Here is a 26,958-nt window from a genome sequence, read left to right as displayed (position 1 = left end):
TGCACCTTGAAGTACATCTGCCCCCATCGGCATAGTGGACGAACCACAGACGCACCTGTCGTGGCGGGCATCCTCGGGGGCGGTACCAGTTCACGACTGCCCCAGCAGCGCATCACCGTGCGCGGAATTGGACATGTTGGATGAGCTCGCCCCCACCGATCCGTACCAAGCTGCTCAGGATCCTCCTGCTTCCGCTGGTCTCCATGGTCGTCCTGTGGGGGTTCATCGCATACTCCAGCGTCGCGGAGATCGTCACGGTGTCCCAGGCGCAGGACCACTGGGAGGCCATCGGCTCGCCGGTGTTGCAGCTGATCGTGGAGCTACAGCGGGAGCGCCAGCTTTCGGCGGAGGCGCCGCGCAGTACAGCGGCGTCCGTACCGCTGGCCCATCAGCGGCGGGTCACCGACGGCAAGGCCGAGCGGCTGCGCCAGGTCATCGGATCCGTTGACGTCGCATCGCAGGGCGCGGAGACGCCGGCCCAGGTGCGGGCGCTGGTGCAGGCGCTCGACGGGCTGCGGTCGCTGCGCGAGTCGGCCGACGCGGGCATCTTAGCTCCGCCGCTGAAGATCATCGACGCGTACAACGAACTGATCAGCGTCGCCAACCACCAGTTCAGCGACCGCGACGCGCTGAGCGACGTCTCGGCCTTCCGCTCGGTACGCGGCATGGCGGCCTACACCGCCACGGCGGAGTACCTGGGGCAGGAACACGCCATCATCACCAGCACGATCGTGCAACGCAAGATGACCCCCCGCGACAGGGCCGCGTTCATCGCCGCGTTCAACAGCCGCAGGACCGTCTTCGCCAACGCCGAGCGCGACGTGGGGCCCGAACTGCGGGTGGACTTCGACAGGCTGGTCAACGGCGCCCCGTACAAGCGGCTGCTGGAGGTGGAGGACCGGCTGTTCAACTGGGACACCACCGGTGGCCCGCCGCCCGTCGACCCCGCCCAGTGGAAGAGCGGCGCCGACTCGATGCTCGCCGCGATCTACCTCGACACGCAGCAGGAGCTCGACCGCGCCGCGGCCGAGGCGGAGTCTCAGAAGACCGGGGCGTACTGGCGGATCGGGCTGGTCCTGGTCCTGGGCCTGATCGCGGTGGTCGTGTCGGTGGCGCTGTCGTACCGGTTCGGTCGCTCGCTGGTCGCCGAGCTCAGGCGGCTGCAGGAGTCGGCGGTGGAGCTCGCCGAGCAGCGGCTGCCCCGGCTGGTCGAGCGGCTGCGCCGCGGCGACGACGTGGACCCGGCGACCGAGGCCCCCGGTCTCGGTCGCGCCGACACCGCCGAGGTCGATCGCGTGGTGCACGCGTTCTCCGCGGTGCAGCGTACGGCGGTCGAGGCCGCGGTGGGCCAGGCGACCTTGCGCAAGGGCGTCGGCCAGGTCTTCCTCAACCTGGCCTGGCGCAACCAGGCGCTGCTCCACCGCCAGCTCACGCTGCTCGACACCATGGAGCGCCGGGCCGAGGAGCCGGAGGTCCTGGAGGACCTGTTCAAACTCGACCACCTGACCACCCGCATGCGGCGGCACGCGGAGAACCTGATCATCCTGTCCGACTCCGCCCCCGCGCGCCGCTGGCGCGACCCGGTGCCGCTGTTCGACGTCGTGCGCGCGGCCGTGCTGGAGGTCGAGGACTACACCCGCGTCACCATCACGCCGATGCCCAATGCCCCGCTGCTGATCGGCGCCGCGGTCACCGACGTGATCCACCTGATCGCCGAGCTGGTGGAGAACGCCACCGTCTTCTCCCCGCCCGACACGGCCGTGCACATCCGCAGCATGACGGCGGCCAACGGCTTCGCGCTCGAGGTGGAGGACCGGGGCCTGGGACTGAACGAGTCCGCCCTCAACGAGATCAACGCCAAGCTGGCGAACCCGCCGGAGTTCGACCTGGCGGACAGCGACCGGCTCGGCCTGTTCGTGGTGGCCAGGCTCGCGGCCCGGCACGGCATCAAGGTCGTGCTGCGCCCCTCGCCGTACGACGGGACCACCGCGATCGTGCTGCTGCCGCCCGGTCTCCTCGCCGGCTCCGAGACCCCGGTCGTCGCGGCGCGCCCGGCGGAGCGCGGCGCCGCCCGCGAGGGCAGGCCCATGCGCGCGCTCGGCACGGCACCCGCCGTCGGCCGGTCCCGCGGGGTGGCCCTCGCTCCGGAGCCCCGCTCGCCCCTCGCGCCGGACGCCCCGAACGGCCGGGAGGTCCCGAGCGGCGGCGGTGTGCCGGATGCTCCCGCCCGTGCCGCGGACCCCGCGCGGCCGACCTGGTTCGAGTCCGGCCCCATGCTGAGGCCGAGCCCGATGACCGGAACCGGGCCGGCGGACGGACCGGAGAGCGGGCCCGTCGGCGGGCCGATGACCCAGCCGATTCCGACGCCGGTTCCCGGCTCCGCCACGTCCTCCGGCCCCTCCTCACAGTGGAGCGTCACCGTGCCGGCCCAGGAGGCGGACGAGGACCTCGACGGCCTGCCGATGCGGATACCGCAGGCCAACATGGCTCCCCAGTTGCGTGCCACCAGGCGCCCGACACCGCGCAGCGTCTCGGTGCGCGCGCCGGAGGAGCTCTCACAGCTCATGTCGTCCATGCAACGTGGCTGGCAGCAGGGCCGCCGCCAGGCAGAACAGGGACAAGACACGTGGAACCGAAAGGACGACCATCCCGATGCCCGACCCGAGAAGTGAACTGAGCTGGCTGCTCGACGACCTGACCCAGCGGGTCCCCGGCATCCGGCACGCCATCGTGCTGTCCGCCGACGGGCTGGCCATGGGCGGCTCGCAGCAGCTGACCCGTGAGGACGCCGAGCACCTGTCCGCCATCTCCGCCGGGAGCCACAGCCTCGCCATGGGTGCGGGACGGCACTTCGGCCTGGGCGGCGTACGGCAGACGATCATCGAGATGGAGGGGGGCTTCCTCTTCGTCACGGCAGCCGGCCAGGGCGCCCGGCTGGCCGTGCTCGCCGCGGGTGACGCCGAGCTGGGCATGGTCACGTACGAGATGGCGCTGCTGGTCAAGCGAGTCGGCGAACACCTCTCCGCGCAGCCGAGGGGAGCGGCGCCGGCACCCGCCTGGAATGGCGCACGAACATGACCGGAGAGGATCCCGGGCCGCTGATCCGGCTGTTCGGGCTGACCGGGGGCAGGGCGCGCCCGCAGGGCGAGACGTTCGACCTGGTGGCCATCGTCACGACGGTCAGCGGCTCCTACGAGCCCGCAGCCATGGTCCCGGAGCATCGCGCCGTGCTGGCGGTGTGCCGCAGGCCGACGCCGGTGGCCGATGTCGCGGCGCACCTCAGGCTGCCGCTCAACGTCACCCGGGTGATCCTGGGAGACCTGCGGCGAGAGGGTCTTGTCACCATCGAGCGCCCGCGCCCCGTGGCGCAGACGATCGACGAACGCATCTACAGGGAAGTGCTGCATGGACTACGCAGCCTCTGAGCCGGGAGCGACCGCGGTCGCCTCGGCCTTGGCCATCAAGATCCTCATCGCGGGCGGCTTCGGCGTCGGCAAGACCACCATGGTCGGCACGATCAGCGAGATCCGGCCGCTGCACACCGAGGAGCTGCTGAGCGAGCGCGGCGTCGGGGTCGACGACATCTCGGGCGTGGAGTCCAAGATCACTACCACTGTGGCGCTGGACTTCGGCCGCATCACCATCCGCGAAGGGCTGTGGCTGTACCTGTTCGGCACCCCGGGGCAGGACCGGTTCTGGTTCATGTGGGACGAGCTCGCCGTCGGCGCGCTCGGTGCCGTCGTGCTCGCCGACACCCGCCGGCTGCAGGATTGCTTCCCGGCGGTGGACTACTTCGAGCAACGCGGCATCCCGTTCGTGATCGGGGTCAACTGCTTCGACGGCGCCCGCCGCTACGACCCGGCCAAGGTGCGGCGGGCGCTCGGGCTGACCGAGACCATCCCCATCGTGCTGTGTGACGTGCGCGACCGCGAGTCGGTCAAGGGCGTGCTCACCACGCTGGTCACGTACGCGGTGAAAGGGGTCTGACGCCGCCTCGGGTCAGCGCAGCTTTCCGAAGAACACGCGGACGTCCTCGACCAGCGCCGCCGGCGCCTCCATCGCCAGGAAGTGGCCGCCCTTGCCGAGCTCGGTCCAGTGCACGATGTTGTGGTCGCGCTCGGCCCAGCGACGGATGGTGACGTCATGGACGGACACCAGCACGCCGGTCGGCACGGTCCCACGCTGACCACCCGCCCAGCCGCCTCCACCGTCCGTGGCGTCGCCGCTCCAGTCCGAGTCGCCGCCGGACCCGCCGCTCCAGTCGGTGTCGGCGCCGGTGCTCCAGTCGTCCGCGCCGCTCCAGGCGTTCGCGGACATCTCCTCGTAGTAGACCTGCGCCGCCGATCCGGCCGTGCCGGTCAGCCAGTACAGCGAGACGTCGGTGAGCATCCGGTCGCGGCCGACGCTGTCCTCGGGCAGCCCGTCCTCCGGATCGGTGAGCTCCTTGAACTTCTCCACGATCCAGGCGAGCTGACCCACCGGTGAGTCGTGCAAGCCGTACGCCACAGTCTGCGGCCGCTTGGAGTTGCACTGCAGGTAGCCGTCGTTGAAGTTCTGCATCGCCTGCCAGCGCCGCTGCTCGGCCTCGGTGAGGCCGTCCATCTCGCCGTCGATCCCGGCGGGGAAGGCGATCATGGCGTTGACGTGGATGCCGACGACCCGGTCCGGAGCCTGCTTGCCCATCTCGGGCCCCACCCACGACCCGGTGTCGTACCCGTGCACGCCGTAACGGTCGTACCCGAGCCGGGACATCAGCTCCACCAGCACCCCCGCCATCCTGGCCGCACCCATCCCGGGCCCGGCCAGCGGCGTGGAGAACCCGAACCCCGGCAGCGAGGGGATCACCAGGTGGAACGCGTCGGCCGGATCCCCACCGTGCGCGCGGGGATCGGACAGCGGGCCGATCACGTCGAGGAAGTCCACCACACCCCCCGGCCAGCCGTGCAGCAGCACCAGGGGCGTGGCGCCCGGCTCCGGCGAGCGCACGTGCAGGAAGTGCAGGTTCTGGCCGTCGATGGCGGTGACGAACTGCGGATACGCGTTGAGCGCCGCCTCGTGCGCGCGCCAGTCGTACTGCGTGCGCCAGTACTCGGCGAGCTCCTTCAGGTACTCCACCGGCACGCCCCGGCTCCAGCCGGCCCCCGGCACCTCGTCAGGCCAGCGAGTACGGGCCAGCCGCGCCTTGAGATCGTCCAGATCGGCCTGCGGAATGTCGATGCGGAAAGGGCGAATGCCCTGCGTGTTCGTGGTCATGGACCTGACGCTAGAAGGGGCTTAGGAAGGATTCGTTCCTAAGAGTCCGGCAAACTTGTCGATGTGTTACGGACCTCGGCGAGACTGCTGAAACTGCTGTCCCTCTTGGAGACCCCGCGCGACTGGTCCGGCGCCGAGCTCGCCGACCGGCTGGGCGTCACCACCCGCACCGTCCGCAAGGACGTGGAGCGGCTGCGCGAGCTGGGCTATCCCGTGCACGCCACGCAGGGCACCGCCGGCTACCGGCTGGGCGCCGGCGCGGCGTTGCCGCCGCTGCTGCTCGACGACGACGAGGCGGTCGCCGTGGCCGTCGGGCTCCGTACCGCGGCGGGCGGCTCGGTCGCCGGGATCGAGGAGACCTCCCTGCGCGCGCTCGCCAAACTCGAGCAGGTGCTGCCGTCCCGGTTGCGGTATCGGGTGAACACCCTGCACACCGCCACGGTACGAGCCGGCGCCGCACCCGGCCCGCAAGTGTCCGCGGACACCTTGATGGCCATCGCCGATGCCTGCCGCAGGCGCGAAATGCTGCGCTTCGACTACACCAGCCCGCGCGGCGGCGACACCGTCCGATCCGTCGAACCGCACAGCCTGGTCAGTTTCGGCCGGCACTGGTACCTCGTCGCCTTCGACAACGATCGCGGCGACTGGCGTACCTTCCGCGTGGACCGGCTGACGCCCCGCACGCCCACCGGCCCGCGATTCACGCCCAGACGACCACCCCACGGCGACGTCGCGACCTACCTGGCGCACCAGTTGTCCTCGCAGACCTGGCCGTACCAGGCCACCGTCACGTTGCACGAGTCCGCCGCAGCCGTCGCCGACCGGATCTGGCCCGGCATGGGCGTCATCGAGGCCATCGACGACCACAGCTGTCTCCTGCACCTCGGCGCCGAGACCCCTTCGGGGCTGGTCTGGATGATCACCTCTGTGGACGCCGACTTCACGCTCACGAGTGGTCCACCCGAACTCGCCGACGCGTTCCGTGCCCAGGCCACGCGTTGCCTCCGCGCCGTCCAGTAAGCCCTTGTCCAGGCTCGGCCGACGCGTAGTTCCTCGAATCCGTGCCGGCCCTCCCCACCGCGAACCGCGCGGGCGTCCTGCGTGGAATGTGGACTGAAGTAATACCTTCATTACGTCTGACCGTAATGTGGGTTTTCGCTAGGGTCTGACTACATGAAAGCGAATGTGGCGGGCCAGGGGACGGCTTGGGTGCCGCCTACCGACATCGAGCGGGCGCTGTTCGAGGCCAAGGCACGAGGTGACTGGGACGCTTACGTGAGCGTCCTGCTGGGCGCCGACACGTTCTCGTACAAGCCGAAAGAGCATGTCGACAGCCGCAAGCTGGTCGTGGACTGGCTGACGGAGCAGGGGCCGGAAGGCAAGGACTGCCTGGTCGTCTACACCCGGGGCGAGCTGCCCGGGAGGCGGTACGACGCCGTCGCCTGCCCGGTCTCGCTGCCTTTCCCGCCCGAGGAGTGGTGGGGTGGCGAGTTGGAGGGGCTGCTGGTCAATCCGGGGAGCCCGTCGGGGACGTTCTTCCCTGACGCCAAGCGCGGCCGCCGGCACTGGAAGGCTCTGAAGAAGAGCGTTCCGGACAGGGGGCACGACGCCGATCAGATGCTCACCAAGTACACCGGGCCGCTGCACGGACCCCTCGCGCACGGGCTGGCCTGCGGCGCGCATCTCGCCGTGCACAACGGGGTGATCTGGAACGAGGTCGGCGACGTCTACAACAGCTATGAAGAGGACGTCGAGACCCTCCGCGAGTCCTGGGGCGTCACCGATCGGCAGGGCTGGCAGGTGCAGGTGACGGCGTTGCTGGAGGGGCGCAACAGCCCGGCCGAGCCGGAGTTCCTGCTGCAGCTGCGGAACGATCTCGCCCGGCAGTACCCCGGCTCGCACCGGGACCCGTCCGCGTGGCAGCGGGCGGCGGCGAGCGTGCTCACCCAGAAGGGCATGAGCCAGGCCGTCATCGACCTGCTGCTCGCATTGATCAACAAGATCGCGCGCTACGAGGAGCGTTTCCGCGCCGACGGCATCCTGCCGCCCGACGGGTTCGTGACCTCGGCGCTCGGCTACGACTTCGGCCGGGCGGTGAACTTCGCGCGATGGGGGCTCGGCGCCCGCTTCACCGAGCCGCACGAGACGGAGCAGGTGGCGATCCACGCGGGCGAGCTGGCCCGCCAGGTGTATCGGTCGTGGGAGGAGTATTCCGCGGGCTACATCCTGGGCCGGGTGCTGCGCTTCGACGAGGAGGAGTTCGGGCATATGTACGAATCGGCGCTCACCCCGCACCGCATCCTCACCCAGGATCCGGTCAGCCCGTGGCGCAACATCCCCTTCCAGCTCGACGGGCTCCGCTGAGCCACCGGGCCTGTCGCGAGCCCCGTCGCGGATTCGCGGGTGAAAGGATCGGACCTCAGCACGACCGAAAGGCATATGAGATGGCTCCGAACATCGCGACCACACGCCGCACCGACCTACCCGAACTGCTCGAATTTCTCCGGCCCAGACACCACGGTCTGCTGTCGACCACCCGTGCGGACGGCCGGCCGCAGCTCTCACCGGTTTCGTGTGGAGTCGACGAGGGCGGCCGGATCGTGGTCTCCACCTACCCCGACCGCGCCAAGGCGCGCAACGCCCGCCGCGACGACCGGGTGTCGATCTGCGTGCTGTCCGACGACTGGAACGGCCCGTACGTCCAGGTCGACGGGCACGCCGAGGTGCTCGACATGCCTGACGCCCTCGAACCGCTCGTCGAGTACTACCGGTGCATCTCCGGTGAGCACCCCGATTGGGATGAATACCGCGCCGCCATGACCCGCCAGGACAAGTCGCTGATCCGCATCCGCATAGACCGCTGGGGCCCCATCGCGACCGGGGGCTTCCCCGAGCGCCTGTTGTCCGGGGAGTGAGCCGCGTCCGCTATTCCGTACGCGGGGTCAGGACGATGTCGCTGACCAGGCCGAAATGGTCGGAGGGCCAGACGCGGACACCGTCGAGCAACTCCGGCTCGGTGAAGGCCAGCGCGGTACGCAGCGGCTCGCCCCGGAACAGCTCGTCCCCGCCGGTGAAGATGTAGTCGATCCGGCGGGACGGCTCGCGGGCGTGCCTGGCGTAGTCGTTGGCCCGGTCGAACGTGGCGCCGGCCGAGCCGTCACCTCCATAGGTCCAGGCGTCGGCGAAGTAGACGCTCTCGCCGTCCACGACCGCGAGCCCGCGCAGGTAGCGGATCTCGTCGGAGTCGGGGTCGGCGTTGAGGTCCCCCATGAGCACCGGCGGCAGGTCGGCGCCGGAGAGCTCGCCCACCCGCGCCACGACGTACCTGAGCTGCGCCAGCCGGATCGCGCCGTGGTCCTGCTGCCAGTTCAGGTGGGTGACGAAGCAGGGCAGCTCGCCGTAGAGGGTCTCGACCAGCACGTACAGCAGCGCCCGGGGCTCGCAGCCGCCGAGGGGCAGGGTGAACTCGCGCCGCTCGTTGATGGGTAACCGGCTGAGCACGGCGTTGCCCTGGATGCGGCCGTCGCATTCGGAGGCGGGACCGTACGCGATCTCATAGCCCAGCCCTTCGGCGATCTCCCGCGCCTGGCAGTAGTCGTCCTCCCGCATGACCTCCTGCAGGCCGACGACGTCCGGCCGCAGCCGGGCGAGCTCGCGGCGGATCAGCGCCAGGCGCTGCGGCCATGGGCCGTTGGTGCCCCAGACGTTCAGGGTGGCGACCCGGATGGTGGTCATCGGGGGGTCAGCCGGATCGTCAGGACCTGGAACGGCCGCAGCGCCAGGGGCACGCTGCCGTCCTCGGCCAGGTCGAGCGGCTCGTCCAGCGGCCTTTCGAGCAGGTCGGTCAGCTCGGCCTGGCGTACCGGGAAGGAGGTGTGCAGGCGGGTGGCAGCCCGGCCGCCCAGCGACTCGTACACCCGGACCACCACGTCGCCGGAGCCGTCGTCGGCGAGCTTGACCGCCTCGATGCGGGCCGCGCCGCCGTCCAGGGTGACCAGCGGGGCGGGCGCGGGACCGGGACCGCCGGGCACGACCCTGAGCGGCAGGTTCAGGGCATACCCGGCGGCCACGGCGTCTTCGATCGACGCGCCGGGGACCAGCGCGTACCTCATCCGGTGGAGGCCCTGGTCGGCCTCGGGGTCGGGCGACTGCGGCGCGCGGACCAGGCTCAGCCGGGCGGTCGTGGTGGTGCCGCCGTCGGGGCGGCTGGTACGGCTGACGTCATGGCCGTAGGTGGAGTCGTTGGCGATGGCCACGCCGTAGCCGGGTTCGCCCACGTGGATCCAGCGGTGGCAGGAGACCTCGAAGCGGGCGGCGTCCCAGCTCGTGTTGGTGTGGGTGGGGCGGTAGAGGTGCCCGTACTGGATCTCGGCCGCCGCGCGGTCGGCGTGCACGTCCAGGGGGAAGGCGGCCTTGAGGATCTTCTGGCGTTCGTGCCAGTCGATCTCGGTGTCGATCTCGATGCGCGGGCTGCCCGCGGTCAGCCGTATGGTCTGGACGATCCTGGAGGAGCCGAAGGAGCGCTCGACCCGGATGGCGGCGACCAGCGGGCCGTGCTCCACGACCGTGACCGACTCGGCCTGGACGAGGTCGGTGTACTGGCGGCGGTAGTGCCGGTCGATGTCCCAGGCGTCCCATTGATTCGGGAAGTCGGTGTGCAGTCGCAGCAGGTTGCCGCGGCCACCGGGGGCGAGGACCTCGCGGTCGGCGACCAGGTCCCGGACCGAGGCGAACAGGCCGTCCGCGTCGATCTCCACGCGGACCAGGTCGTTTTCGAGGGTGGTCCCCGTGACGGTGACGGGTGCGACACACGGCGCGGCGGTGCCGAGCCGGGCCGCGCCCGATCCCGGCACCTCGACCAGCACGGCGCACGAGCCGTCGGCGAGGCGTTGCGCGGGCTCTCCCGCCAGGTACGCGGGCGCCGTCACCATCTCGGTACGCGCGGCCGGGCCGGCGTTGAAGACCCAGGCGGAGCCGCCGCTTCCGGACAGCGCCGCGGTGGCCGCGGCGGTGATCTCCGTCAGCTCCTCGCGCACCCGCGCATAGGTGGCCTCGGCCTCCTGGTGCACCCACGCGATGGAGCTGCCCGGCAGGATGTCGTGGAACTGGTGCAGCAGCACCACCTTCCACAGCCGGTCCAGCGCCGCGTACGGGTAGTCGAACCCGGCGTGCACGGCGGCGGTGGCCGCCCACAGCTCCGCCTCGCGCAGCAGATGCTCGCTGCGCCGGTTGCCGGCCTTGGTGCGGGCCTGGCTGGTGTAGGTGGCCCGGTGCAGCTCCAGATAGAGCTCGCCGGACCAGACCGCCGCCTCCGGCAGCTCCGCGCGGGCGGCCGCGAAGAACGCGTCCGGCTCCTCGATCACCACCCGCGGCGAGCCCTCCAGGTCATGCAGCCGCCGCGCCTTCTCCAGCATCTCCCTGGTGGGGCCGCCCCCGCCGTCACCGTGCCCGAACGGCAGCAGCGACCGGGTGCCGAGGCCCTTCTCCGCGTAGTTGCGTACGGCCAGGGCCAGCTCCTCGCCCTGGAAGGTGCCGTTGTAGGTGTCGGCGGGCGGGAAGTGCGTGAAGATCCGCGTGCCGTCGATGCCTTCCCACCAGAACGTGTGATGGGGAAACTTGTTGGTCTGGTTCCAGGAGATCTTCTGGGTGAGGAACCACTCCATCCCGGCCAGCTTGGCGATCTGCGGGTACGCGGCGGTGTAGCCGAAGGAGTCGGGCAGCCACACGCCCCGGCACTCGACGCCGAACTCGTCCATGAAGAAGCGCTTGCCGTGCACTAGCTGCCGGGCCAGCGCCTCGCCGCCGGGCAGGTTGCCGTCGGCCTCCACCCACATGCCGCCGACCGGCACCCACTGCCCGGCCTTGATCGCCTCCCGCATCCTGTCGAAGATCGCCGGATAGCGTTCCTTGACCCAGGCGTACTGCTGGGCCTGCGGCCCGGCGAACACGAAGTCGGGATAATCGCCGGCCAGCGCGGTGACGTTGGCGAAGGTACGGGCGTTCTTCCGCTGGGTCTCGCGGATCGGCCACAGCCACGCGCTGTCGATGTGGGCGTGGCCGACGCCGTGGATGGTGTGCGCGCTGGCGTGCGCCGGGGCCGACAGCACGCCCGTCAGGCAGGCGCGGGCGCCCGCGGCCGTGCCGGAGACGTCGTGGATGTCGAGGACGTCGAGGCTCCGCTCCAGCGCGCGCATGATCTCGTGCCGCCGCGGGTCCTGCTCCGGCAGCTCGGCCATCAGCTCGCGCAGCACCTCCATGTCGAGCCGCAGGTGCCAGACGTCCTCGTCCAGCACGGCCAGGTCCGCGCGCTTCAGCGTGTAGAGCGGCGCGTCGCCGGCGGTCGCCTTGTCGCCGAGTGGCGTGGGAATGAAACCGTTCGCGAGGACGTCAGGGTTCGCGGCCATCTCCAGCAGCAGCCCGGCCCGGCCGCCGGTGATCGGGACGTACTGGTTCTGCGGTTCGACGCCCTTGATCGGGTTGCCGTCGAGGTCGTACACCAGGGCCTCGGCCTGGCCGCCCGGCCAGTCGCCGATGAAGCCCAGGTCGAAGACGGCCTCCACGCGCCGCCCCGCCCATTCGGCGGGCACGTCGGCGGTGGCGCGCAGCCAGGTCGTGGACCACGGCCGGCCCCAGGCCGTACCAACCGAAAAGGGCTCATAAGGCGCCGCCAGTGCGTCCGCGACGGGCACCGGCTCGTCGGGCACGTGCCAGGCGGCCAGCTCGAGGGGAACCGAAGCGGCGTAGACGGCGGGGGCGACGCGCTCGCGCAGCACCCGCTCGACGCGCTGCTCAACGAGCCGGCGGTCATCGTGCATCGGTCTCAGTTCCTTCCGCGGAGGTAGCCGAGCTGGGGAAGCTCACGCTCGTAGCGTTCGAGGAGGCGGCGGGCGACCACGACGGAGCCGACGAGCGGATGGATGGCGAAGGCCCGCAGCGCGGCGGCGCGCGAGCCGGTCGTGGCGGCCTCGATCACCGCCTGCTCCACCGCCTTGACCGAGGCCATCAGCCCGAGCGCGTGGCCGGGCAGCGGGTCGACCGACAACGGGCGGGCGCCGTTGGCGCTGACGAAGCAGGGGACCTCGACCACGGCCTCGGGGTCGAGGCCGTCGATGGTGCCGCGGCTGCGGACGTTGAGGATGAGCGTGGTCCGCTCGTCGAGGGCGATGGCCCGCATCAGCGCCAGCGCGACCTGCTCGTAGCCGCCGGACTCCAGGTCGGCGCCGGCGCGCTCGCCGGCGCCCGCGGCCTCGCGGATGTCGGACAGGTAGGTGGTCTCCCGCTCCAGCCTGGCGCTGTCCCACGCCTGGAGCGCGGAGCCGTTCGCGTGCGCGTAGAAGCGCTGCTGCTGCTCGATGAGCTGGGCGCCGCGGGTCTGGGCGGCGGCGCGCGAGGCGGCCACGGCCTCCCTGGAGAAGTAGTAGAAGTGCAGGTATTCGTTCGGGACGCAGCCGAGCGTGCGCAGCCACTCGGCCCCGAAGAGCTTGCCCTCCTCGAAGGAGGTCAGCGCGGCGTCGTCGCGCAGCAGCTCGGGAAGCAGGTCGCGGCCTTCGACGCGGATCCCGCGCAGCCAGCCCAGGTGGTTGATCCCGGCGTAGTCGAGCCAGACGGTGGCCGGGTCCACGCCGAGCGCGCCCGCCACGCGGCGGCCCAGGCCGACCGGGGAGTCGCAGATGCCGATGACGCGGTCGCCCAGGTAGGCGGACATCGCCTCGGTCACCATCCCGGCGGGGTTGGTGAAGTTGATGACCCATGCCTCGGGGGCCAGCTCGGCGATCCGCCGCGCCAGGTCCATGGCGACCGGCACCGTGCGCAGGCCGTACGCGATACCGCCGGCGCCGACCGTTTCCTGGCCGGGCACGCCTTCCTCCAGCGCGACCCGCTCGTCGACGGCGCGGCCGGCGAGCCCGCCGACGCGGATCGCGGAGAAGACGAAGTCCGTCCCGCGCAACGCCTCGGCGAGGTCGGTGGTGACGCTCACCTCCGGCGCGTCGGCCATGCCCGCCGCCTGCTCGGCCAGCACCCGGGCGATGGCCTCGATCCTGGAGGCGTCCAGGTCGTAGAGGGTGACGTGGGTGACGCGCCCCTTCCCGTGGTCGTCGAGCAGCGCCCGGTAGACGAGCGGCACCCGGAAGCCGCCCCCGCCGAGAATGGTCAGCCTCATACCTCGATCACCTCTACCCCCGAGTCCCGCAAAGTCGAAAGTGTGGCCGGATCGCTGGAGGCGTTGGTGACCACCACGTCCAGCTCCTCCGGGCCGCAAACCCTGGCCATCCCCGTGCCGGGGAACTTGCCGACGTCGGCCACCAGGACCACCTGGTCGCTGGCGGCGATCATGGCGCGTTTGACCGGCACCTCCACCACGGTGGTGTCCATGACGTGGCCGCCGGGGCGCACGCCGCTGGTGCCGAGGAAGAGCCGGTCGGCCTTCACCTGCCGCAGGTTGTCCTCTGTCAGGAAGCCCACCAGCGATCGGTAGTCCCTGCGCACCATCCCGCCGAGCATGACGAGCTGGACGTCCTCGCAGTCCTGCAGCTCTTCCAGCACGGCCAGGCTGCTGGTCACGACCGTGAGCGTGCGGCCCCGCAGCCAGTGCGCCACCCGGTGGGCGGTGGTGCCGATGTCGAGCAGGATCGTCTCGCCGTCTTTGATCAGCTCTGCGCATCTCTGCGCGATCTTGTCCTTCTCCTCGGCGCGCATGGCGGCCACGTCCACGAAGGGGTCGTCCCGCTGGTCGTCCATCGGCATGGCGCCGCCGTACACGCGTCGCAGCAGCCCTTGCTCATCCAGTTGGACCAGGTCACGCCGGACCGTCGCCGCACTGACGGCCAGGCGCTCCGCCAGCGCCTCCACGGTGGCGGGGCCATCCGAGCGCAGGATGCGCACTATTAACTCGTGACGTCGGTCCCGAAGCATGAACGGACCGTATCGCGCACAGACGCTCACGACCAGGGCAAAACTGTGTCATTTTTCAACGAACTATTGCTAAGTCGCGCAAAGAGCGGCACCATCCACGTAATTGCTCGGCAACACCGTGTCAGAAGCGAGCACCATGGCCACCAGCACCCCTGACCTCGATGTCTTCGTCTCCGGTCTCCTCTTCTTCGACGTCGTCTTCTCCGGCCTCGACCACGCTCCCAAGCTCGGCGCCGAGGCGTGGACGAGCGAGATGGCGACGGGGCCGGGCGGGATCGCCAACTTCGCGTTCGCGCTGAGCAGGCTCGGGCTGCGTACCGGTCTGGCGGCGGCCTTCGGCGACGATCCCTTCGGCCGGTACTGCTGGGAGACGCTCGCTGTGAAGGAAGGCGTCGATCTCACCCGGTCCCACCGCTTTCCCGGCTGGGCCACGCCGACCACGGTGTCGCTCGCGTACGACGGCGACCGCGCGCTGGTCACCCACGGCGCCCCGCCGCCGCTGGGGGCGGACGAGATGATCGGGGATCCGCCCGCGGCCCGCGCGGCGATCGTCCACCTTCGCTCTGACCCGGTCGAGTGGCCGGGCGGCACCGGTGGCCTGGTCTTCGCCGACGTCGGCTGGGACCCGACCCAGCGGTGGCCGCGATCCATGCTCGACCAGCTCGGCGCCTGCCACGCCTTCATGCCCAACGCCCACGAGGCGATGAGCTACACCAGAACGGACACCCCCTCCGCCGCTCTGGCCAAGCTGGCCGACCTGGTGCCGCTGGCGGTCGTCACCCGCGGGGGCGACGGCGCCATCGCGGTCGACGCGACCAGCGGCGAAACCGCCGAGGTCCCGGGCCTGCCGGTAGACGTGGTCGACCCCACGGGTGCGGGAGACGTCTTCGGGGCCGCCCTGGTCGCGGCCACGCTCTTCGGTCTCCCGCTGATCGAGCGGCTGCGTTTCGCCAACCTCGCCGCGGCGCTGTCCGTGGGCCGGGCCGGTGCGGCGACATCCGCCCCCACCTGGACTGACCTGGACCACTGGTGGCGCGGGATCACATCCCCCGGCCTCCGTCGCGACTACGCGTTCATCTCTGATCTTCTGGAGGGCTAGACAAATGGAACTCTCTCGCCGACACCTGCTCCTGTCCTTTGCCGCCGCGGCCATCGGAGGGACGGCCGCCTGCGGCAGCGGCAGCACCGCCAGCAGCGGCGCCAGCCCCTCGGCCGGCGCCGAGGAGCTGACGCTGTGGTACTGGGGCGGCGGCCTCAGCGACAAGGTCGTGGCGGACGCGGTCAAGCACTTCAGCCAGACGAAGCTGAAGCCCTCCGTGATCGGCGGCGACTTCAAGCAGAAGCTCGTCACCACGATGAACGGCCGCAAGTTCGTACCCGACATCACCGGCATCAAGGGCGAGAACATCGCCTCGATGCTGGACGAGGCCGAGCGGTTCATCGACCTCAACACGCTCGGCGCGGACAAGCTGGCCTCCCAGTACGTCGAGTGGAAGTGGAAGCAGGGCTCCACCAAGGACGGCAAGCTGATCGGCTTCCCGATCGACATCGGACCGACGGCCATGTTCTACCGCGAGGACATCTTCAAGAAGGCCGGGCTGCCCACCGACCCGAAGGAAGTGTCGGCGGAGATGTCCACCTGGGACGACCTGTTCACCGCGGGGCAGAAGCTGAAGAAGGCCGTGCCCGACGCCTACATCGTCGACGGCGCCGAGGGCCTGTGGGACGTGGCCGTCGGCCAGGGCCCCAAGCGTTTCATCGACGAGAGCAACAAGTTCATCGGCGACCAGGCCCACATCCGCACGGCGTGGGACGTGGTGATCAAGGGCCTCCAGATGGAAGTCGTGGCCCCCAAGTTCGACGGCCAGGACAAGAACGCGGCCATGACCAACGGCAAGTACGCCGCCATATCCGGGGCCGCCTGGATGGCCCTGGACATCAAGAACGGCGCGCAGGGCACCGAGGGCAAATGGCGGGTGGCCCAGAACCCGGTCGGCCCGGCCAACATCGGCGGCTCCTTCCTGGCGCTGACCCAGCAGTGCCGCGACCCCAAGCTGGCCTTCGAGATCATCACCTGGCTGCTCAGCCCGGAGAACGCGGCCAAGGGCTTCACCGACGCGGCGCTGTTCCCCGCCAGCCCGGCCACGTACTCGATGCCCGCGATGACCGAGGGCGACCCGTTCTTCGGCGGCCAGGTGACGATCGAGGTGCTGGGGGAGGCGGCCAAGAAGGTCCCGGTCCAATACGAGGCTCCCGCGGACGCGGCCGTGGGCCAGCCGTTCAAGGACGAGATCGTCAACGTCTGGACCAAGGGCAAGGATGCCGGCGCCGCCTGGAACGACGCGGTCGCCACCGCCAAGCAGGTCGCCGAGCGCCAGGGAGTGAGCTGAGGTGGTGTCCACCAGCCCCGCCGCGGTCTCCCCCAAGGTGGGTGCTCACGCCAAACGGAAGAAAGGGGTGCTGCGGTCGTACTGGCCGCAGTACTTGGCGATCTCCCCGTTCTTCGTGCTTTTCCTGGTGTTCATGCTGTTCCCCGTGCTCTTCTCCGTCTACCTGGCGTTCCAGAAGTGGGACGGGCTCGGCGAGATGGAGTTCGTGGGGCTGCGGAACTTCGAGTTCCTGATGAAGGACTCGCTGTTCTGGCTGTCGCTGAAGAACACCTTCCTGATCTGGTTCATGTCCACAGTGCCGATGCTCTTCCTGGCACTCGTGATCGCCAACATGCTGCACAGCACGGTCCGCTTCACCGGCTTCTATCGGATCGCCTATTTCGTTCCGAACGTGACCTCGGTCGTGGCGGTCGCCATCTTCTTCGCCTCGGTGTTCGGCACCAATGCCGGCCTGATCAACGCGATCCTCAGCTGGCTCGGCGCGTCGCCCGTGCAGTGGCTGGTCAACGAGTGGACGATCAAGATCGTCATCGCCGTGCTGATCTGCTGGCAGTGGACCGGTTACAACGCGATCATCTATCTGGCCGGGCTGCAGGCCATCCCGACCGAGCTCTACGAGGCCGCCAAGATCGACGGAGCGGGTCCCGTACAGATCTTCTTCCGCATCACGATCCCGCAGCTGCGCCCCATCATCCTGTTCACCGTGGTCATCTCGACCATCAACGGCATGCAGACCTTCACCGAGCCGCAGGTGCTCTTCTCCAGCAACGTCGCCAACTCCGCCAACTCCGGCGGTCCGGGCTCGGCCGGCCTCACCGCGATCCTGTACTTCTACCGCGAGGCCTTCAACAACAACGACTACGGCTACGGCGCCGCCATCGCCTGGGCCGTCTTCCTGGTCATCCTGCTGTTCACCGCGATCAACTGGCGCCTCGTGACACGTCGCGAGCGGCTGCCCAAGGGGGTGTCGTGACCCGATTCCGCGGGGTGGGACTGCACGTCACCATGCTCGTGGGCGTCGTCATCTCGCTGTTCCCCTTCTACTGGACAGCGGTCATGGCGACCAACACCACGAAAGACATGTACACCGTGCCGCCGAAGCTGACGTTCGGTCCCGAGCTGATGTCCAACATCGGCCGGCTGCTGTCGAACATCGACTTCTTCGGCTCGATGCTCAACACCTTCATCGTGGCCTGCAGCGTGACCGCACTCGTGCTGTTCTTCGACTCGATCGCGGCCTTCGCCTTCGCCAAGTTCGCCTTCCCCGGCAAGAACGCCCTGTTCGGCCTGCTGCTGCTGACGTTCATGCTGCCCAGCCAGCTCGCCCTGATCCCGCAGTTCGTCATCATGGTGAACCTCGACTGGGTGGGCACGCTCAACGCGCTGATCGTCCCGGCGGCGGCCAACGCCTTCGGCATCTTCTGGATGCGCCAGTACATCAGCGGCGCGGTCCCCGACGAACTGCTCGCCGCGGCCCGCATCGACGGGTGCGGCTTCTTCCGGCAGTTCGTGTACGTGACGCTGCCGAACATCCGCCCGGGCCTGGCCTTCCTCGGCATCACCACCTTCATCGGCGCCTGGAACGACTACGTCTGGCCGCTGATCGTCATGGTGGACCCGTCGAACCTCACCCTGCAGGTGGCGCTGTCGCAGCTCAACACCGCGCACGACACCGACTACAGCATGATCATGGCGGGCACCCTGCTCGCCGTGCTGCCGCTGGCGGTGGTGTTCACCCTGTTCGCCCGCGGCTTCATCCGCGACGCGATGAAGGGCGCCCTGCGCGGCTGACCAGGGCGCCCTTCTTGCTGGCCGAAAGACTTCGCTAGCCGAAAGCGCGGACCTCCAGCAGCCCGACCGAGGCCTGCCCGCTCTGCAGCACGACCCGGAGCCGGGTGGTGGTGGCGGCGGTGAACGTGACCTTGTTGTACGTTCCCGCCGCGACCCCGTACCCGCTCGCGCCGGGCACGTCCACGTACGCGCTGCCGTTCCAGTACTGCAGCTTCCACGAGGCCGGGACGCGCACGCCGCCGCCGTCGTCGAAGAAGTGGACTTCCGCCGACTTGATCGTCTGGGCCGACGACCAGGTCAGCTCGGCCCACTGGGTCCCGGTCTCCGGCCAGGTGCCCCAGCGCGGGCTCGGCACGAGACCGTCGTTGATCGCCGCGACGCTCTCCCAGGGCGAGGTGTAGGAGGCCGAGGGCGTCGCGTTCGCGGCCAGGTTGACCGGTTCCGGCGTGGGGTCGCCTCCCCCGGTCCCGAAGGCGAGGTCGGCATCGCTGAAGATCGGGTGGGCCGGGTTCACGTCCTGTTCGCCCGCGCCGCCGTCGCAGCGGCGGTCCGGGTTGAACATCAGGTACGTCCCCGAGCCGCAGGCCGTGGCCGGTTCCGCGTCACCGCCGATGACCACGCTGCCGCTGAGGTTGGCCCCGCCCTGGACCAGGGCGCTGTTCTTCACCACGGCGTTGCCGCTGACGGTGGCGCCGCTGTTGACCCAGGCCAGATCCTCGATGCGGGCGTTGCCGCTGACCGTGCTGTTGCCGTACACGGCGGCTCTCGGACCGACGTAGGCGGTGGCGGCCACGTTGGCGCGGTTGTCCACCCAGCCGCCGCCGTTGGAGTGCCAGTGGCCGTTGCCCGGCGCGGGCGGCCGTACATGGCCCGGCTCGAAGCCCCACGGAGTGGCTCCCTGCAGGCGGAACTGGTACGGGTAGCGGTAGTTCTTCGGGTAGCCGTCGAGGAAGGCGTACTTGTGCACGGCTCCCGGCGCGCCGGTGACCACGAGATAGACGTCCTTCTCGCCGGGCTGGGTCTGGAAGGTCACCTCGCCGTTCGAGGAGTTGTGGACGGGGCCGTAGCGGGGCGTGCCGTTCTTCACCGCGACGAACCCGTACGACCAGCCCGACTGCGCCGCGGAGTTGACGTGGCCCCTGAACCGCATCCGGATCAGGGCGCCGTCGCTGCTCGGAACGAGGCGGATCTTGTTGTAGCCGTAGTCGGACGGCGCGAGGGCGTCGGAGATGCGGAAGTGCCCGGCCGCGGCGTTGACCGCCTCCACCGCCACCCCGTTGTAGGCGGTGATGAACGGATAGAGGCTGTTGATGAACGGCATGAAGTCGGCCCGGTTGGAGTAGTCCCAGGTGACGTTGCGCTGGGCGTACTCCCCCATCCGCCGGTTGAGCTCCGCCTGGTCGATGCCCGCGATGCGGCGGTAGGTCTCCAGCGGGTGCTCGGTGTTCCTGGCCTCGTTCCAGAGGCGGTTGAACATCGCCAGGCCGTCGCGGTCCTTGATGTACTGCAGGAGCATCCAGGCGCCGTAGTGGTGCCGGCTGCTGCTGTAGGCGAGGTTCTCGGTGCGGATGAACCTCGTGAGGTCGCCGGCGGCCGTCTTCGGGTAGACCTGCATCGCCATGAACTCGGCGCTGGCCTCCCAGAACGTGCCGGCGCTCGGGTGCGTGAACCCGTACCCGGACCGGCCGAGGAAGGTGTAGTTCTGGAACACGTGCGCCAGCTCGTGCGCCAGCCCCCAGGATCCGGGCAGAGCGGCCCCGGGGGCGATGTTGATGACGCCGACCCGGCCGTCGGTCGAGCCGCCCGTCGCCCACGCGTCGAGCGGCGCGTTCGACCAGGTCCTGGTGACGATCACGATGATCTTGTGCTGAGCCAGCAGGCCGGTCTCCGGCGTGAACTTCATGGTGTTCACGTAGAAGGAGTAGAGGTTCTCCAGCTGGCTGAGCATGTTGTCGGGATCGAAGTTGTACGGCGAGGGCGCGGTCTTCGGATTCGTGCCCGACCGGTCGCCCCACAGGAGGATGAAGTTGGCCGACTCCTTCGTACGCTCCTGGACCCACGGGACTTCGCCGGTGCTGGCCCAGCGCGACGGGATGTAAACCGTCTTGGCCGCCGCCTGCGCCGCCGGTGCGGCGGGAAGCAGGAAGGTGCCTAAGAGCACCAGAAGGGCGGCTGTGGCCACCCGCAATCGTCTCATTCAACGACCTCCGGATAACGGTCAGTGTTAGCGTTAACACGCTGCGATATGTCACATACTTTTCGGGCGGCTCCGAGTGTTGGGCCGGCAACAAGAACTGTCAAGATCCGAAGCGCAATCCGTGAAGAATCCGCGTGTCGAGCTGTGCCAGGCCACCGACGCGGCATGAAAGTTACACACGTTCGTGGGCATTTGACGCCTTTCGCGCAGTCCGGCATGATCTCGTATCAAGATTCATCCAGAGGATCCGAGGGACCTGGCCCAGTGACGGTCCGGCAACCTGCCTGCGGGGACGCGGGAAAGGTGCCAACGCCAGGAACGATGAGGAGGACTCCGATGAGCCTGCGGCTCGATGTTCCCGTGCTCCATGGATCACTCGTCCGGCTGGAGCCGCTCACGATGAGCCACGCGCCCGACCTGGCGCGGGCCGCCGAGGAGGACCGGTCCGCGTACGGCTTTACGCTGGTGCCGCGAGCCGACGAGATGAAGGCGTACCTTGCGGCGCAGTTCGAGAGGGAAAGCGAGGGTCTGACTCCCTTTGCGCAGGTACGGGTGCGGGACGGCCTGGCCGTGGGGTGCACCGCGTTCTGGGATCCCAGGACGTGGCCCGGCCGGCAGGACCTGCGGGCCATCGAGATCGGCTGGACGTGGCTCGCCGCATCGGCGCAGGGCACCGGGATCAACGCCGAGGCGAAGTTCCTCCTCTTCACCCACGCGTTCGAGACCCTCGGCGTGACCCGGGTCGATCTCAAGACGGATGCCCGCAACGAACGGTCGCGCCGCGCGATCGAGCGCCTGGGGGCGCGTTTCGAAGGCGTGTTGCGGAGCTGGTCACCTTCGTGGGCGCCGGGCGAGGAGGGACTGTTGCGGGACTCGGCCATGTTCTCGGTGGTCGCCGGCGAATGGCCGGCTGTCAGGGCGGCACTGCGTACCCGCCTCGCCAGCGCCAACGTGAACGCCGGATAGCACCGCATGGGCGGACCGGCCGGGCGCGGCAGCGGAGGCGGGCCGAGATCGGCAGGCGCGCGTCGGCGGGGGCCCATGTGCGGAACCGTCATCGGGGACTAAGGTCGATATCGGAATGTGGGAGCGAAGGGATCCGATCATCACCAGCAACTTCTCCCGCCCGTCCGAGGATCAACGACCAGCACGCCGCCGCGTGACCGAGGCGGCGATACTGAGCAACCACGACCAGAGCCGGGCCGACATCGCCCAATGGACCTGCCCGCACGGGCAGCATGCCGGGCACGGCTGCGTCACCTGTTACCACGCCACGGCCGAAGCCGAAGCCGATCCCGCGCTGCCGTTGTGGGAGGTCGCCGTGTGGTTCACCTCGGCGCGGCCGGTACCGATCAGGGCCCTGCACGACGTGCATCGCCACGGCCGCCAGTTCGCGATCGACCAGCCGTCGACTCCCCTGGTGTACCTCCTGAGCGGCCAGGTGCGCGCCGCTCTGGGTGTGGAGGCGGTGGCGGGCGTGGTCGGATATCTGGTGCAGAACCAGCACATCGTGGACGAGTTCGTCGTGACGGAGATCCGAGCGGTCCACTCCTGACGGCAGGTGTTTGCACCACAGCTAGGGCTCGGGTAGACTGAAGGAGTTGCAGTTGTGGTACCCATAAAGACTTGTGCGCACCTGACGAACATCTTCAGGTGCGTTTTTGTTTCCGGTCATCTCCGGATGGGACTCATCCCAGCGACACGGATCCACACGGTGTGGATTCCGTCCCTGCGCCTATCCAAAGGAGCTAATTATGGCAACCGGAACCGTGAAGTGGTTCAACTCTGAAAAGGGCTTCGGCTTCATCGCGCAGGACGGCGGCGGCGCCGACGTCTTCGCGCACTACTCCAACATCGTCTCCAACGGTGGCTACCGTGAGCTCGTCGAGGGCCAGAAGGTAGCCTTCGACGTCGTCCAGGGCCAGAAGGGCCCGCAGGCGGAGAACATCGTTCCCGCCTGACACGGCACAGCCCAACGGTCGGGGCCCGCACCTGCAAGGGTGCGGGCCCCGACCCGTTTGCGCGCCGGCTCCTAGCGGCCGTCCATCTCGCGGAAGATCGCGTCGAGACGGGACTCTTGTTCGTCCATGGCCCGGCTGAAGGTCTGCATGGTCCTGTCGAACTGCTCCAGCGCCTGCTCCGGGGTGGCCGGCAGGCCGCCCATGGCGTCGCGGAGCACGCGTTCGCGTCGCAGGGCGCTGTCATCCTGCGCGCGCTGGACCGCGAGCGTGACCTCCTCAGCCAGATCCCGGCTGCTCATCTTCATGACGCGCGGGTCGAACGTGATCTGAGTGATCCGTCCGTCGGCATCGGCGCGGGCCTGGACCTTGCCGGCCGCACTGTCCCCCACACCGTTGATCGTCTCGATCTCCCTCTGCGCGGCCTGGAAGCGGCGGTGGTCCTGCTCCGCCTCTTCAGTGATCCGCGCCAGGTCGTCCAGAGGGTTGAACTCGGGCCCGGTGGGATACGCCATCATCGGCCTGGCCGGTCCGCGGCGTCGTAGTTGATCCTGACCTGGCCCAGCTTCAGACCCGCGTTCGCCACGTTGCCCCCATATATTCCGACCCACTCGACGGCGCTTTCGTAGAACGCCCGGTAATTTCTGGCCAGTTCCTCCGAACCCTTGGGCACCAGGCCGAAGCAGGAGTCCGTCTGCGCGGCGTTCGCCGCGAACTCCGCCCGTGGCTTGTGCAACAGGTCCGACGAATCGGCGACACCCTTCGCGCCGGACTGCAGCTTTCCCGAGCTGTAGGAGAACCCATCCATCGGACTTCCCATCGCATCCTCCATGCGTCAATGACCGGCGTTGCGTTCCTGTTTCTCGATTTTGTCCAGGCCGGAGTCCAGCGGGGAGTTCAGACGCTCCGGCATGCGCGGGGTCGCGGTCCCGTCGACCTGCGGCATCTCAGCGCTCGGGGCGTACGGGATCCCCCAGGGCTGCGGGGCGGCGCGGACCGGGACGCCGGGGATGAGAGCGCCAAAGGAACTGGCCGCCTGCTGGGCGGCGTCGCTCTGCAGATTCATCTTGCCGGTGCCCCAACCCGAAATGGCGCCCCAGGTGCCGTTGATGATTCCCATCTTCGTGACGTCGAATGCCGTCTGCCCCAGCGACTTGCCTTCGATGACGTCGTTGTACGCGGTGGAGCCCCCTCCACTGATGAATCCTGGGACGAAGTACGCCTTCCTGCCGAGGCTTTCTTTCAGTTTGCCCCAACCGGTGGAGCCGAACGGGAAGCCCGCGGAAAACGCCGAGGTCCTGACAATCTGCGCGTCCTTGAGACCGAACGGCGAGAAGAAGTTCTCCCCTTTGATCAACACGTTCCCCAGGCCGACGGTCGTGTATTGGCCGGCGTAGTTGATGGCGAACAACTTGCCGAAGTTCCGCATGCCCTGCAGGGTCGACTTCCCGAACGTCAGGTCCTTCCCGGCCACGAGCGCGAAATTCTCCCGCTTGAGCCACCGCAGGCCCTTGAGTTTCGAGATCTGGCCCATGGCCTTCGCCATGAGGCTTGCGAGTCGGGTCATCAGGAGGAGCAGCCGGTTCCAGATCATCGCCGTCATGGACGCGCCCTGGATGGTGAGTCGATGTGCCAGTCCCTGCGACGCGACCCGGCCCGCGGCGGACATGAGCATGGAGAGACCCACGCAGATCGCCACCCCTTGGGCAAGGGATATCAGCAACTCCCTGAACGCGTTTTTGGTCTGGTGACTCACCTGCTGTGCTATGACCAGCCCATCGGCGACATTACCCAGGTTCCCGGTGAGCGCAGCGCGTTGCGCTGGGGAGAGGTACTTGTCAACCTTGAACTCGTAGTTCTCCGCGGCCCGGCCGGTCCACTCGTCTCTGCCTCGCTTGACGGCAGGGTCGATGTACTGCCCGCCCACAGTCTGCAGATCAGCGGCCAATTGCTTGTTCGCCAGGCTCATTTTGTGCAGCTGGCGCTCGTCCTCATCGCTGCCCAAGGCCAAAAAGGCGTTCTTGACCGTCCTTATGAGCTCCATGAGCTGGCTGGGGATCGTTGTGATCGTCGTGGGCAGGTCGGGCAGGTCGGGCAGGGCATCCGCGATGTTGGGTATGCGGGGCCCGGGCATTGGACCGGACATGTCCCCCCCCTCAAACATGTGATCTCTGGCTCCCCACCCCGGGTTGGACACCACCAAGGCTCGATCGAACGTCAGCAGGCGGAGCACTGGAGGCCGAGCGCCGGCACCCAGGCTGCTCCCGCTCAGCGTTCGCAGCCCTGAGAGAGCATGCGAGTGTGCGAGATGATCAACGGCTGTCTCGGATTCTGACACAGAGATTTAACCTACGGCTACCCGTATGGCCAAATTAGGGACATGTAAGCCAGGCAGGCCCGCTCCGGGGAGCGGCCCGGAGCCGATCGGACGGCTCGGAGGCCGGGAATCGGCCGAGGCCCGAATTCGCCGCATCTGCGCTGGTCAAGCGGATGCCGTGGCTCATCCGCCACGCCGCGGGGCGGTCTCGCCGGGCGACGCGGACGGCACCGGACCGGTGCCGCACCTCCACACGAATCTCGGAACAGATCTTGACCGCATGTCCGAAACTACATACCTTTGGCCGTTGTTCGCGGCGTGTGCGGCGCGTCACGCTGCCGCGCGGGCCGTGCCCGTCGCCCTGTCCGGGCCCGGTTCCGCCTGTCGACCATGGATGAACGAGGAGGCGATAGAGGCTAACGATCCGGCCGGGGATGTTACCCACGGTGTCCGGCTGGGGTCAGAACGGTAATCGGCTTGAGGAGAGACTCACCCAACCGGTGACATTCCCAGGCCGGGATTCCGCCTCTGGACGATCGAACGGAGAAACTCCGCTCCATGGAACGCACGTACCTTGTTTGCCTGCCTTTCGCCGGTGCCGGCGCGTCCTTCTTCCGAGGATGGCAGCGATCCGCCCCCGAGGAACTGAACATCCTGCCGGTGCAGTTACCCGGCCGCGAGGAGCGCTTCGCCGATCGCCCGCACACCGACGCCGCACGCGCCGCGGAAGAGGCATGCGCCCAGGTGCTGGCGCGAATCGGCAATGCCCCCCGGGTGGCTCTTTTCGGGCACAGCCTGGGCGCGGTGCTCGCGTACGAGCTGGCGCACCGCCTTGGCGGCGTGACCGGGGTACGGCTGGCCCGGCTGTTCGTGAGCGGCTCCCCCGGGCCATGGAATGGGCGGAAGAACCGGGCCAGCGGCCTGAACGACGAGGAATTCCTGGCGCGGGTCCGCGATTTCTCCGGTTACACGCATCCGGCTCTCGAAGACCCGGAAATGCGATCGTTGTTGCTTCCCATGATCCGCGCGGATGTCGAAATGCATGAGAATTACCGGCCGGCCTCCGACAAGCCACTGTCCATACCGGTCACCGCGCTCCGAGGACGCGCGGACGAACTGGTGGACAGGTCCCACATCGCCGAATGGGAGCGGGCCACCACCGCCGGATTCGCCACCGCCGAGCTCGACGGCGGCCACATGTACCTCGCCGACGATCCCGCGACCTTGCTGAGGCTGATCGGGGCGGAGCTCGCCCCGCAGGAAGAACGGTGACGGCGCGCCTGGCCGGGAAGACGGCCGTCATCACCGGGGCGGCCCGCGGTCTGGGACGCGCCAGCGCTCAGGCGTTCGCGCGTGAAGGAGCCGACCTGGTGCTGATCGACGTCGCGCGGGATCTGCCGGGGGTGCCCTATCCGCTGGGTTCCCGCAGCCAGCTCCAGCACACCGCGGAGCTATGCCGCGATTCCGGCGTCTCCGTGCTGGTCAAAGAGGCGGATGTACGGGACCTGCTCGAGGTGGAGGACGCGGTGTCCATGGCGGTCCACCGTTTCGGACGCGTCGACGTCCTCGTCAACAACGCGGGCATCGCCGCGCCGTCCGGCAAGATGGCCCACGAGATCGACGAGAACGAGTGGCAGCTGATGCTCGACGTCGATCTCTCCGGTGCCTGGCGTGCCATCCGCGCGGTGGGCAAGCTCATGATCGAGCAGCGCTCGGGCAGCATCGTCAACATCGCGTCCACTGCAGGACTGGTGGGATACCGGCATTTCGCGGGATACGTCGCCGCCAAACACGGTCTCATCGGCTTGACCAAGGCGGCGGCGCTGGACTATGCCCCGCGCCAGGTCAGAGTCAACGCGCTGTGCCCAGGCTCGGTTCGCGATGACGCGCAGGTCGAAGGCCGCATGCTGGCGGAGATCGCGCGCTCGCTCGACGTGCCGGTCGGCGCGCATGAAGAGGCGTTCCTCCTGTCCCAGCCGATGAACGCGCTCATCGAGCCGGACGCCGTCGCCTCCGCCGCCGTGTGGCTGGCCTCGGACGAGTCCCGGCAGGTCACGGGCAGCGTGCTCACGGTCGACGGAGGCTTCACGACGCGGTGACGGCCATTCACCGGACCTGACGCCCCTCATATCCCTGGAG

At 69.0% G+C, this 26,958-nt stretch carries 25 protein-coding genes and 1 riboswitch; of the genes, 16 read left to right on the top strand and 9 right to left on the bottom strand.

The window, feature by feature from the left end:
- Positions 1-140: 140 nt before the first annotated feature.
- From ACTMTI_RS40540 to ACTMTI_RS40525, 4 genes are read left to right on the top strand one after another with little or no spacing between them, the layout of a single operon-like run.
- Positions 141-2,672, top strand: coding sequence for a nitrate- and nitrite sensing domain-containing protein (locus tag ACTMTI_RS40540; RefSeq protein WP_441126089.1), 2,532 nt, complete (start codon positions 141-143; stop codon positions 2,670-2,672).
- Complete coding sequence (locus ACTMTI_RS40535) at positions 2,653-3,078, top strand: roadblock/LC7 domain-containing protein (protein WP_441126088.1); 426 nt, start codon at positions 2,653-2,655, stop codon at positions 3,076-3,078. Before ACTMTI_RS40540 ends, ACTMTI_RS40535 begins: the two co-directional genes overlap by 20 nt.
- Positions 3,075-3,425: a DUF742 domain-containing protein gene (locus ACTMTI_RS40530; RefSeq protein WP_441126087.1), complete on the top strand. Its 351-nt coding sequence runs from the start codon at positions 3,075-3,077 to the stop codon at positions 3,423-3,425. The genes ACTMTI_RS40535 and ACTMTI_RS40530 overlap by 4 nt, the downstream gene beginning before the upstream one ends.
- A complete protein-coding gene (locus ACTMTI_RS40525) occupies positions 3,406-3,987 on the top strand; it encodes a GTP-binding protein (protein WP_441126086.1) in 582 nt (193 codons plus the stop codon). Before ACTMTI_RS40530 ends, ACTMTI_RS40525 begins: the two co-directional genes overlap by 20 nt.
- 12 nt (positions 3,988-3,999) lie before the next feature.
- Here ACTMTI_RS40525 and ACTMTI_RS40520 read toward each other — a convergent pair whose 3' ends face one another.
- On the bottom strand, positions 4,000-5,253 hold the full coding sequence (locus ACTMTI_RS40520; RefSeq protein WP_441126085.1) for an epoxide hydrolase family protein: 1,254 nt from the start codon (positions 5,251-5,253) through the stop codon (positions 4,000-4,002).
- 63 nt (positions 5,254-5,316) lie between these two features.
- Between ACTMTI_RS40520 and ACTMTI_RS40515 the strand changes: the two genes are divergently transcribed.
- From ACTMTI_RS40515 to ACTMTI_RS40505, 3 genes are all read left to right on the top strand, one after another.
- The gene (locus tag ACTMTI_RS40515) at positions 5,317-6,273 is read left to right on the top strand and encodes a helix-turn-helix transcriptional regulator (RefSeq protein ID WP_441126084.1); all 957 of its coding nucleotides are present in this window, start codon (positions 5,317-5,319) and stop codon (positions 6,271-6,273) included.
- Between the two features lie 153 nt (positions 6,274-6,426).
- Complete coding sequence (locus ACTMTI_RS40510) at positions 6,427-7,617, top strand: DUF1266 domain-containing protein (protein ID WP_441126083.1); 1,191 nt, start codon at positions 6,427-6,429, stop codon at positions 7,615-7,617.
- Positions 7,618-7,697: 80 nt separating this feature from the next.
- Positions 7,698-8,168: a PPOX class F420-dependent oxidoreductase gene (locus tag ACTMTI_RS40505; protein ID WP_441126082.1), complete on the top strand. Its 471-nt coding sequence runs from the start codon at positions 7,698-7,700 to the stop codon at positions 8,166-8,168.
- Between the two features lie 10 nt (positions 8,169-8,178).
- On the opposite strand, the gene ACTMTI_RS40500 is transcribed toward ACTMTI_RS40505, so the two are convergent.
- Genes ACTMTI_RS40500 through ACTMTI_RS40485 form a run of 4 tightly spaced genes read right to left on the bottom strand, consistent with a single transcriptional unit; the run spans position 8,179 to position 14,166 of the window.
- Positions 8,179-8,988: an endonuclease/exonuclease/phosphatase family protein gene (locus ACTMTI_RS40500; protein ID WP_441126081.1), complete on the bottom strand. Its 810-nt coding sequence runs from the start codon at positions 8,986-8,988 to the stop codon at positions 8,179-8,181.
- A complete protein-coding gene (locus ACTMTI_RS40495; protein WP_441126080.1) occupies positions 8,985-12,068 on the bottom strand; it encodes an alpha-mannosidase in 3,084 nt (1,027 codons plus the stop codon). The genes ACTMTI_RS40500 and ACTMTI_RS40495 overlap by 4 nt, the downstream gene beginning before the upstream one ends.
- 5 nt (positions 12,069-12,073) lie before the next feature.
- The gene (locus ACTMTI_RS40490) at positions 12,074-13,414 is read right to left on the bottom strand and encodes a 6-phospho-beta-glucosidase (RefSeq protein ID WP_441126079.1); all 1,341 of its coding nucleotides are present in this window, start codon (positions 13,412-13,414) and stop codon (positions 12,074-12,076) included.
- Positions 13,411-14,166 carry a DeoR/GlpR family DNA-binding transcription regulator gene (locus ACTMTI_RS40485; RefSeq protein WP_441126078.1) on the bottom strand — a complete coding sequence of 252 codons (756 nt, stop codon included), beginning with the start codon at positions 14,164-14,166 and terminating at the stop codon, positions 13,411-13,413. Before ACTMTI_RS40485 ends, ACTMTI_RS40490 begins: the two co-directional genes overlap by 4 nt.
- A gap of 136 nt (positions 14,167-14,302) precedes the next feature.
- Here ACTMTI_RS40485 and ACTMTI_RS40480 point away from each other — a divergent pair, with 136 nt between their 5' ends.
- The 4 genes from ACTMTI_RS40480 to ACTMTI_RS40465 are packed head-to-tail and all read left to right on the top strand — an operon-like array spanning position 14,303 to position 18,347.
- Positions 14,303-15,265 carry a carbohydrate kinase family protein gene (locus ACTMTI_RS40480; protein ID WP_441126077.1) on the top strand — a complete coding sequence of 321 codons (963 nt, stop codon included), beginning with the start codon at positions 14,303-14,305 and terminating at the stop codon, positions 15,263-15,265.
- A gap of 4 nt (positions 15,266-15,269) precedes the next feature.
- The gene (locus ACTMTI_RS40475; RefSeq protein ID WP_441126076.1) at positions 15,270-16,556 is read left to right on the top strand and encodes an ABC transporter substrate-binding protein; all 1,287 of its coding nucleotides are present in this window, start codon (positions 15,270-15,272) and stop codon (positions 16,554-16,556) included.
- Between the two features lies 1 nt (position 16,557).
- Entirely contained in the window at positions 16,558-17,529 is a 972-nt protein-coding gene (locus ACTMTI_RS40470; protein WP_441126075.1) for a carbohydrate ABC transporter permease, read from the top strand.
- A complete protein-coding gene (locus ACTMTI_RS40465; RefSeq protein WP_441126074.1) occupies positions 17,526-18,347 on the top strand; it encodes a carbohydrate ABC transporter permease in 822 nt (273 codons plus the stop codon). Before ACTMTI_RS40470 ends, ACTMTI_RS40465 begins: the two co-directional genes overlap by 4 nt.
- A 34-nt stretch (positions 18,348-18,381) precedes the next feature.
- Here the strand turns inward: ACTMTI_RS40465 and ACTMTI_RS40460 are convergent, their stop codons facing one another.
- Entirely contained in the window at positions 18,382-20,544 is a 2,163-nt protein-coding gene (locus tag ACTMTI_RS40460) for a DUF6055 domain-containing protein (RefSeq protein WP_441126073.1), read from the bottom strand.
- A 231-nt stretch (positions 20,545-20,775) separates the two neighbouring features.
- Positions 20,776-20,887: riboswitch (SAM riboswitch) on the top strand.
- Here ACTMTI_RS40460 and ACTMTI_RS40455 point away from each other — a divergent pair.
- The 3 genes from ACTMTI_RS40455 to ACTMTI_RS40445 all read left to right on the top strand — a co-directional run bounded on the left by ACTMTI_RS40455 (position 20,881) and on the right by ACTMTI_RS40445 (position 22,505).
- A complete protein-coding gene (locus tag ACTMTI_RS40455) occupies positions 20,881-21,510 on the top strand; it encodes a GNAT family N-acetyltransferase (protein WP_441126072.1) in 630 nt (209 codons plus the stop codon). Its footprint overlaps the riboswitch before it by 7 nt.
- Before the next feature lie 115 nt (positions 21,511-21,625).
- The gene (locus ACTMTI_RS40450; RefSeq protein WP_441126071.1) at positions 21,626-22,099 is read left to right on the top strand and encodes a hypothetical protein; all 474 of its coding nucleotides are present in this window, start codon (positions 21,626-21,628) and stop codon (positions 22,097-22,099) included.
- Positions 22,100-22,298: 199 nt separating this feature from the next.
- Positions 22,299-22,505, top strand: a complete 207-nt coding sequence (locus ACTMTI_RS40445; RefSeq protein ID WP_397124443.1) for a cold-shock protein — start codon at positions 22,299-22,301, stop codon at positions 22,503-22,505.
- A 71-nt stretch (positions 22,506-22,576) separates the two neighbouring features.
- On the opposite strand, the gene ACTMTI_RS40440 is transcribed toward ACTMTI_RS40445, so the two are convergent.
- The 3 genes from ACTMTI_RS40440 to ACTMTI_RS40430 are packed head-to-tail and all read right to left on the bottom strand — an operon-like array spanning position 22,577 to position 24,648.
- Positions 22,577-23,020, bottom strand: a complete 444-nt coding sequence (locus tag ACTMTI_RS40440; protein WP_441126070.1) for a YbaB/EbfC family nucleoid-associated protein — start codon at positions 23,018-23,020, stop codon at positions 22,577-22,579.
- On the bottom strand, positions 23,017-23,322 hold the full coding sequence (locus tag ACTMTI_RS40435; protein ID WP_441126069.1) for a hypothetical protein: 306 nt from the start codon (positions 23,320-23,322) through the stop codon (positions 23,017-23,019). Before ACTMTI_RS40435 ends, ACTMTI_RS40440 begins: the two co-directional genes overlap by 4 nt.
- A gap of 15 nt (positions 23,323-23,337) precedes the next feature.
- Positions 23,338-24,648 (bottom strand): hypothetical protein, encoded by a 1,311-nt coding sequence (locus ACTMTI_RS40430; RefSeq protein WP_441126068.1) that lies wholly within the window; start codon positions 24,646-24,648, stop codon positions 23,338-23,340.
- Positions 24,649-25,377: 729 nt separating this feature from the next.
- On the opposite strand from ACTMTI_RS40430, the gene ACTMTI_RS40425 reads away from it, so the two are divergent.
- Together ACTMTI_RS40425 and ACTMTI_RS40420 are read left to right on the top strand one after the other, a co-directional pair.
- A complete protein-coding gene (locus ACTMTI_RS40425) occupies positions 25,378-26,091 on the top strand; it encodes a thioesterase II family protein (protein ID WP_441126067.1) in 714 nt (237 codons plus the stop codon).
- Positions 26,088-26,918 carry an SDR family oxidoreductase gene (locus tag ACTMTI_RS40420; RefSeq protein ID WP_441126066.1) on the top strand — a complete coding sequence of 277 codons (831 nt, stop codon included), beginning with the start codon at positions 26,088-26,090 and terminating at the stop codon, positions 26,916-26,918. The genes ACTMTI_RS40425 and ACTMTI_RS40420 overlap by 4 nt, the downstream gene beginning before the upstream one ends.
- The last annotated feature ends 40 nt before the right edge of the window (positions 26,919-26,958 follow it).

It is taken from the genome of Nonomuraea sp. H19 (assembly GCF_052068215.1).
Classification (GTDB): domain Bacteria; phylum Actinomycetota; class Actinomycetes; order Streptosporangiales; family Streptosporangiaceae; genus Nonomuraea.
This window is presented reverse-complemented; position numbering and strand designations above follow the sequence as displayed.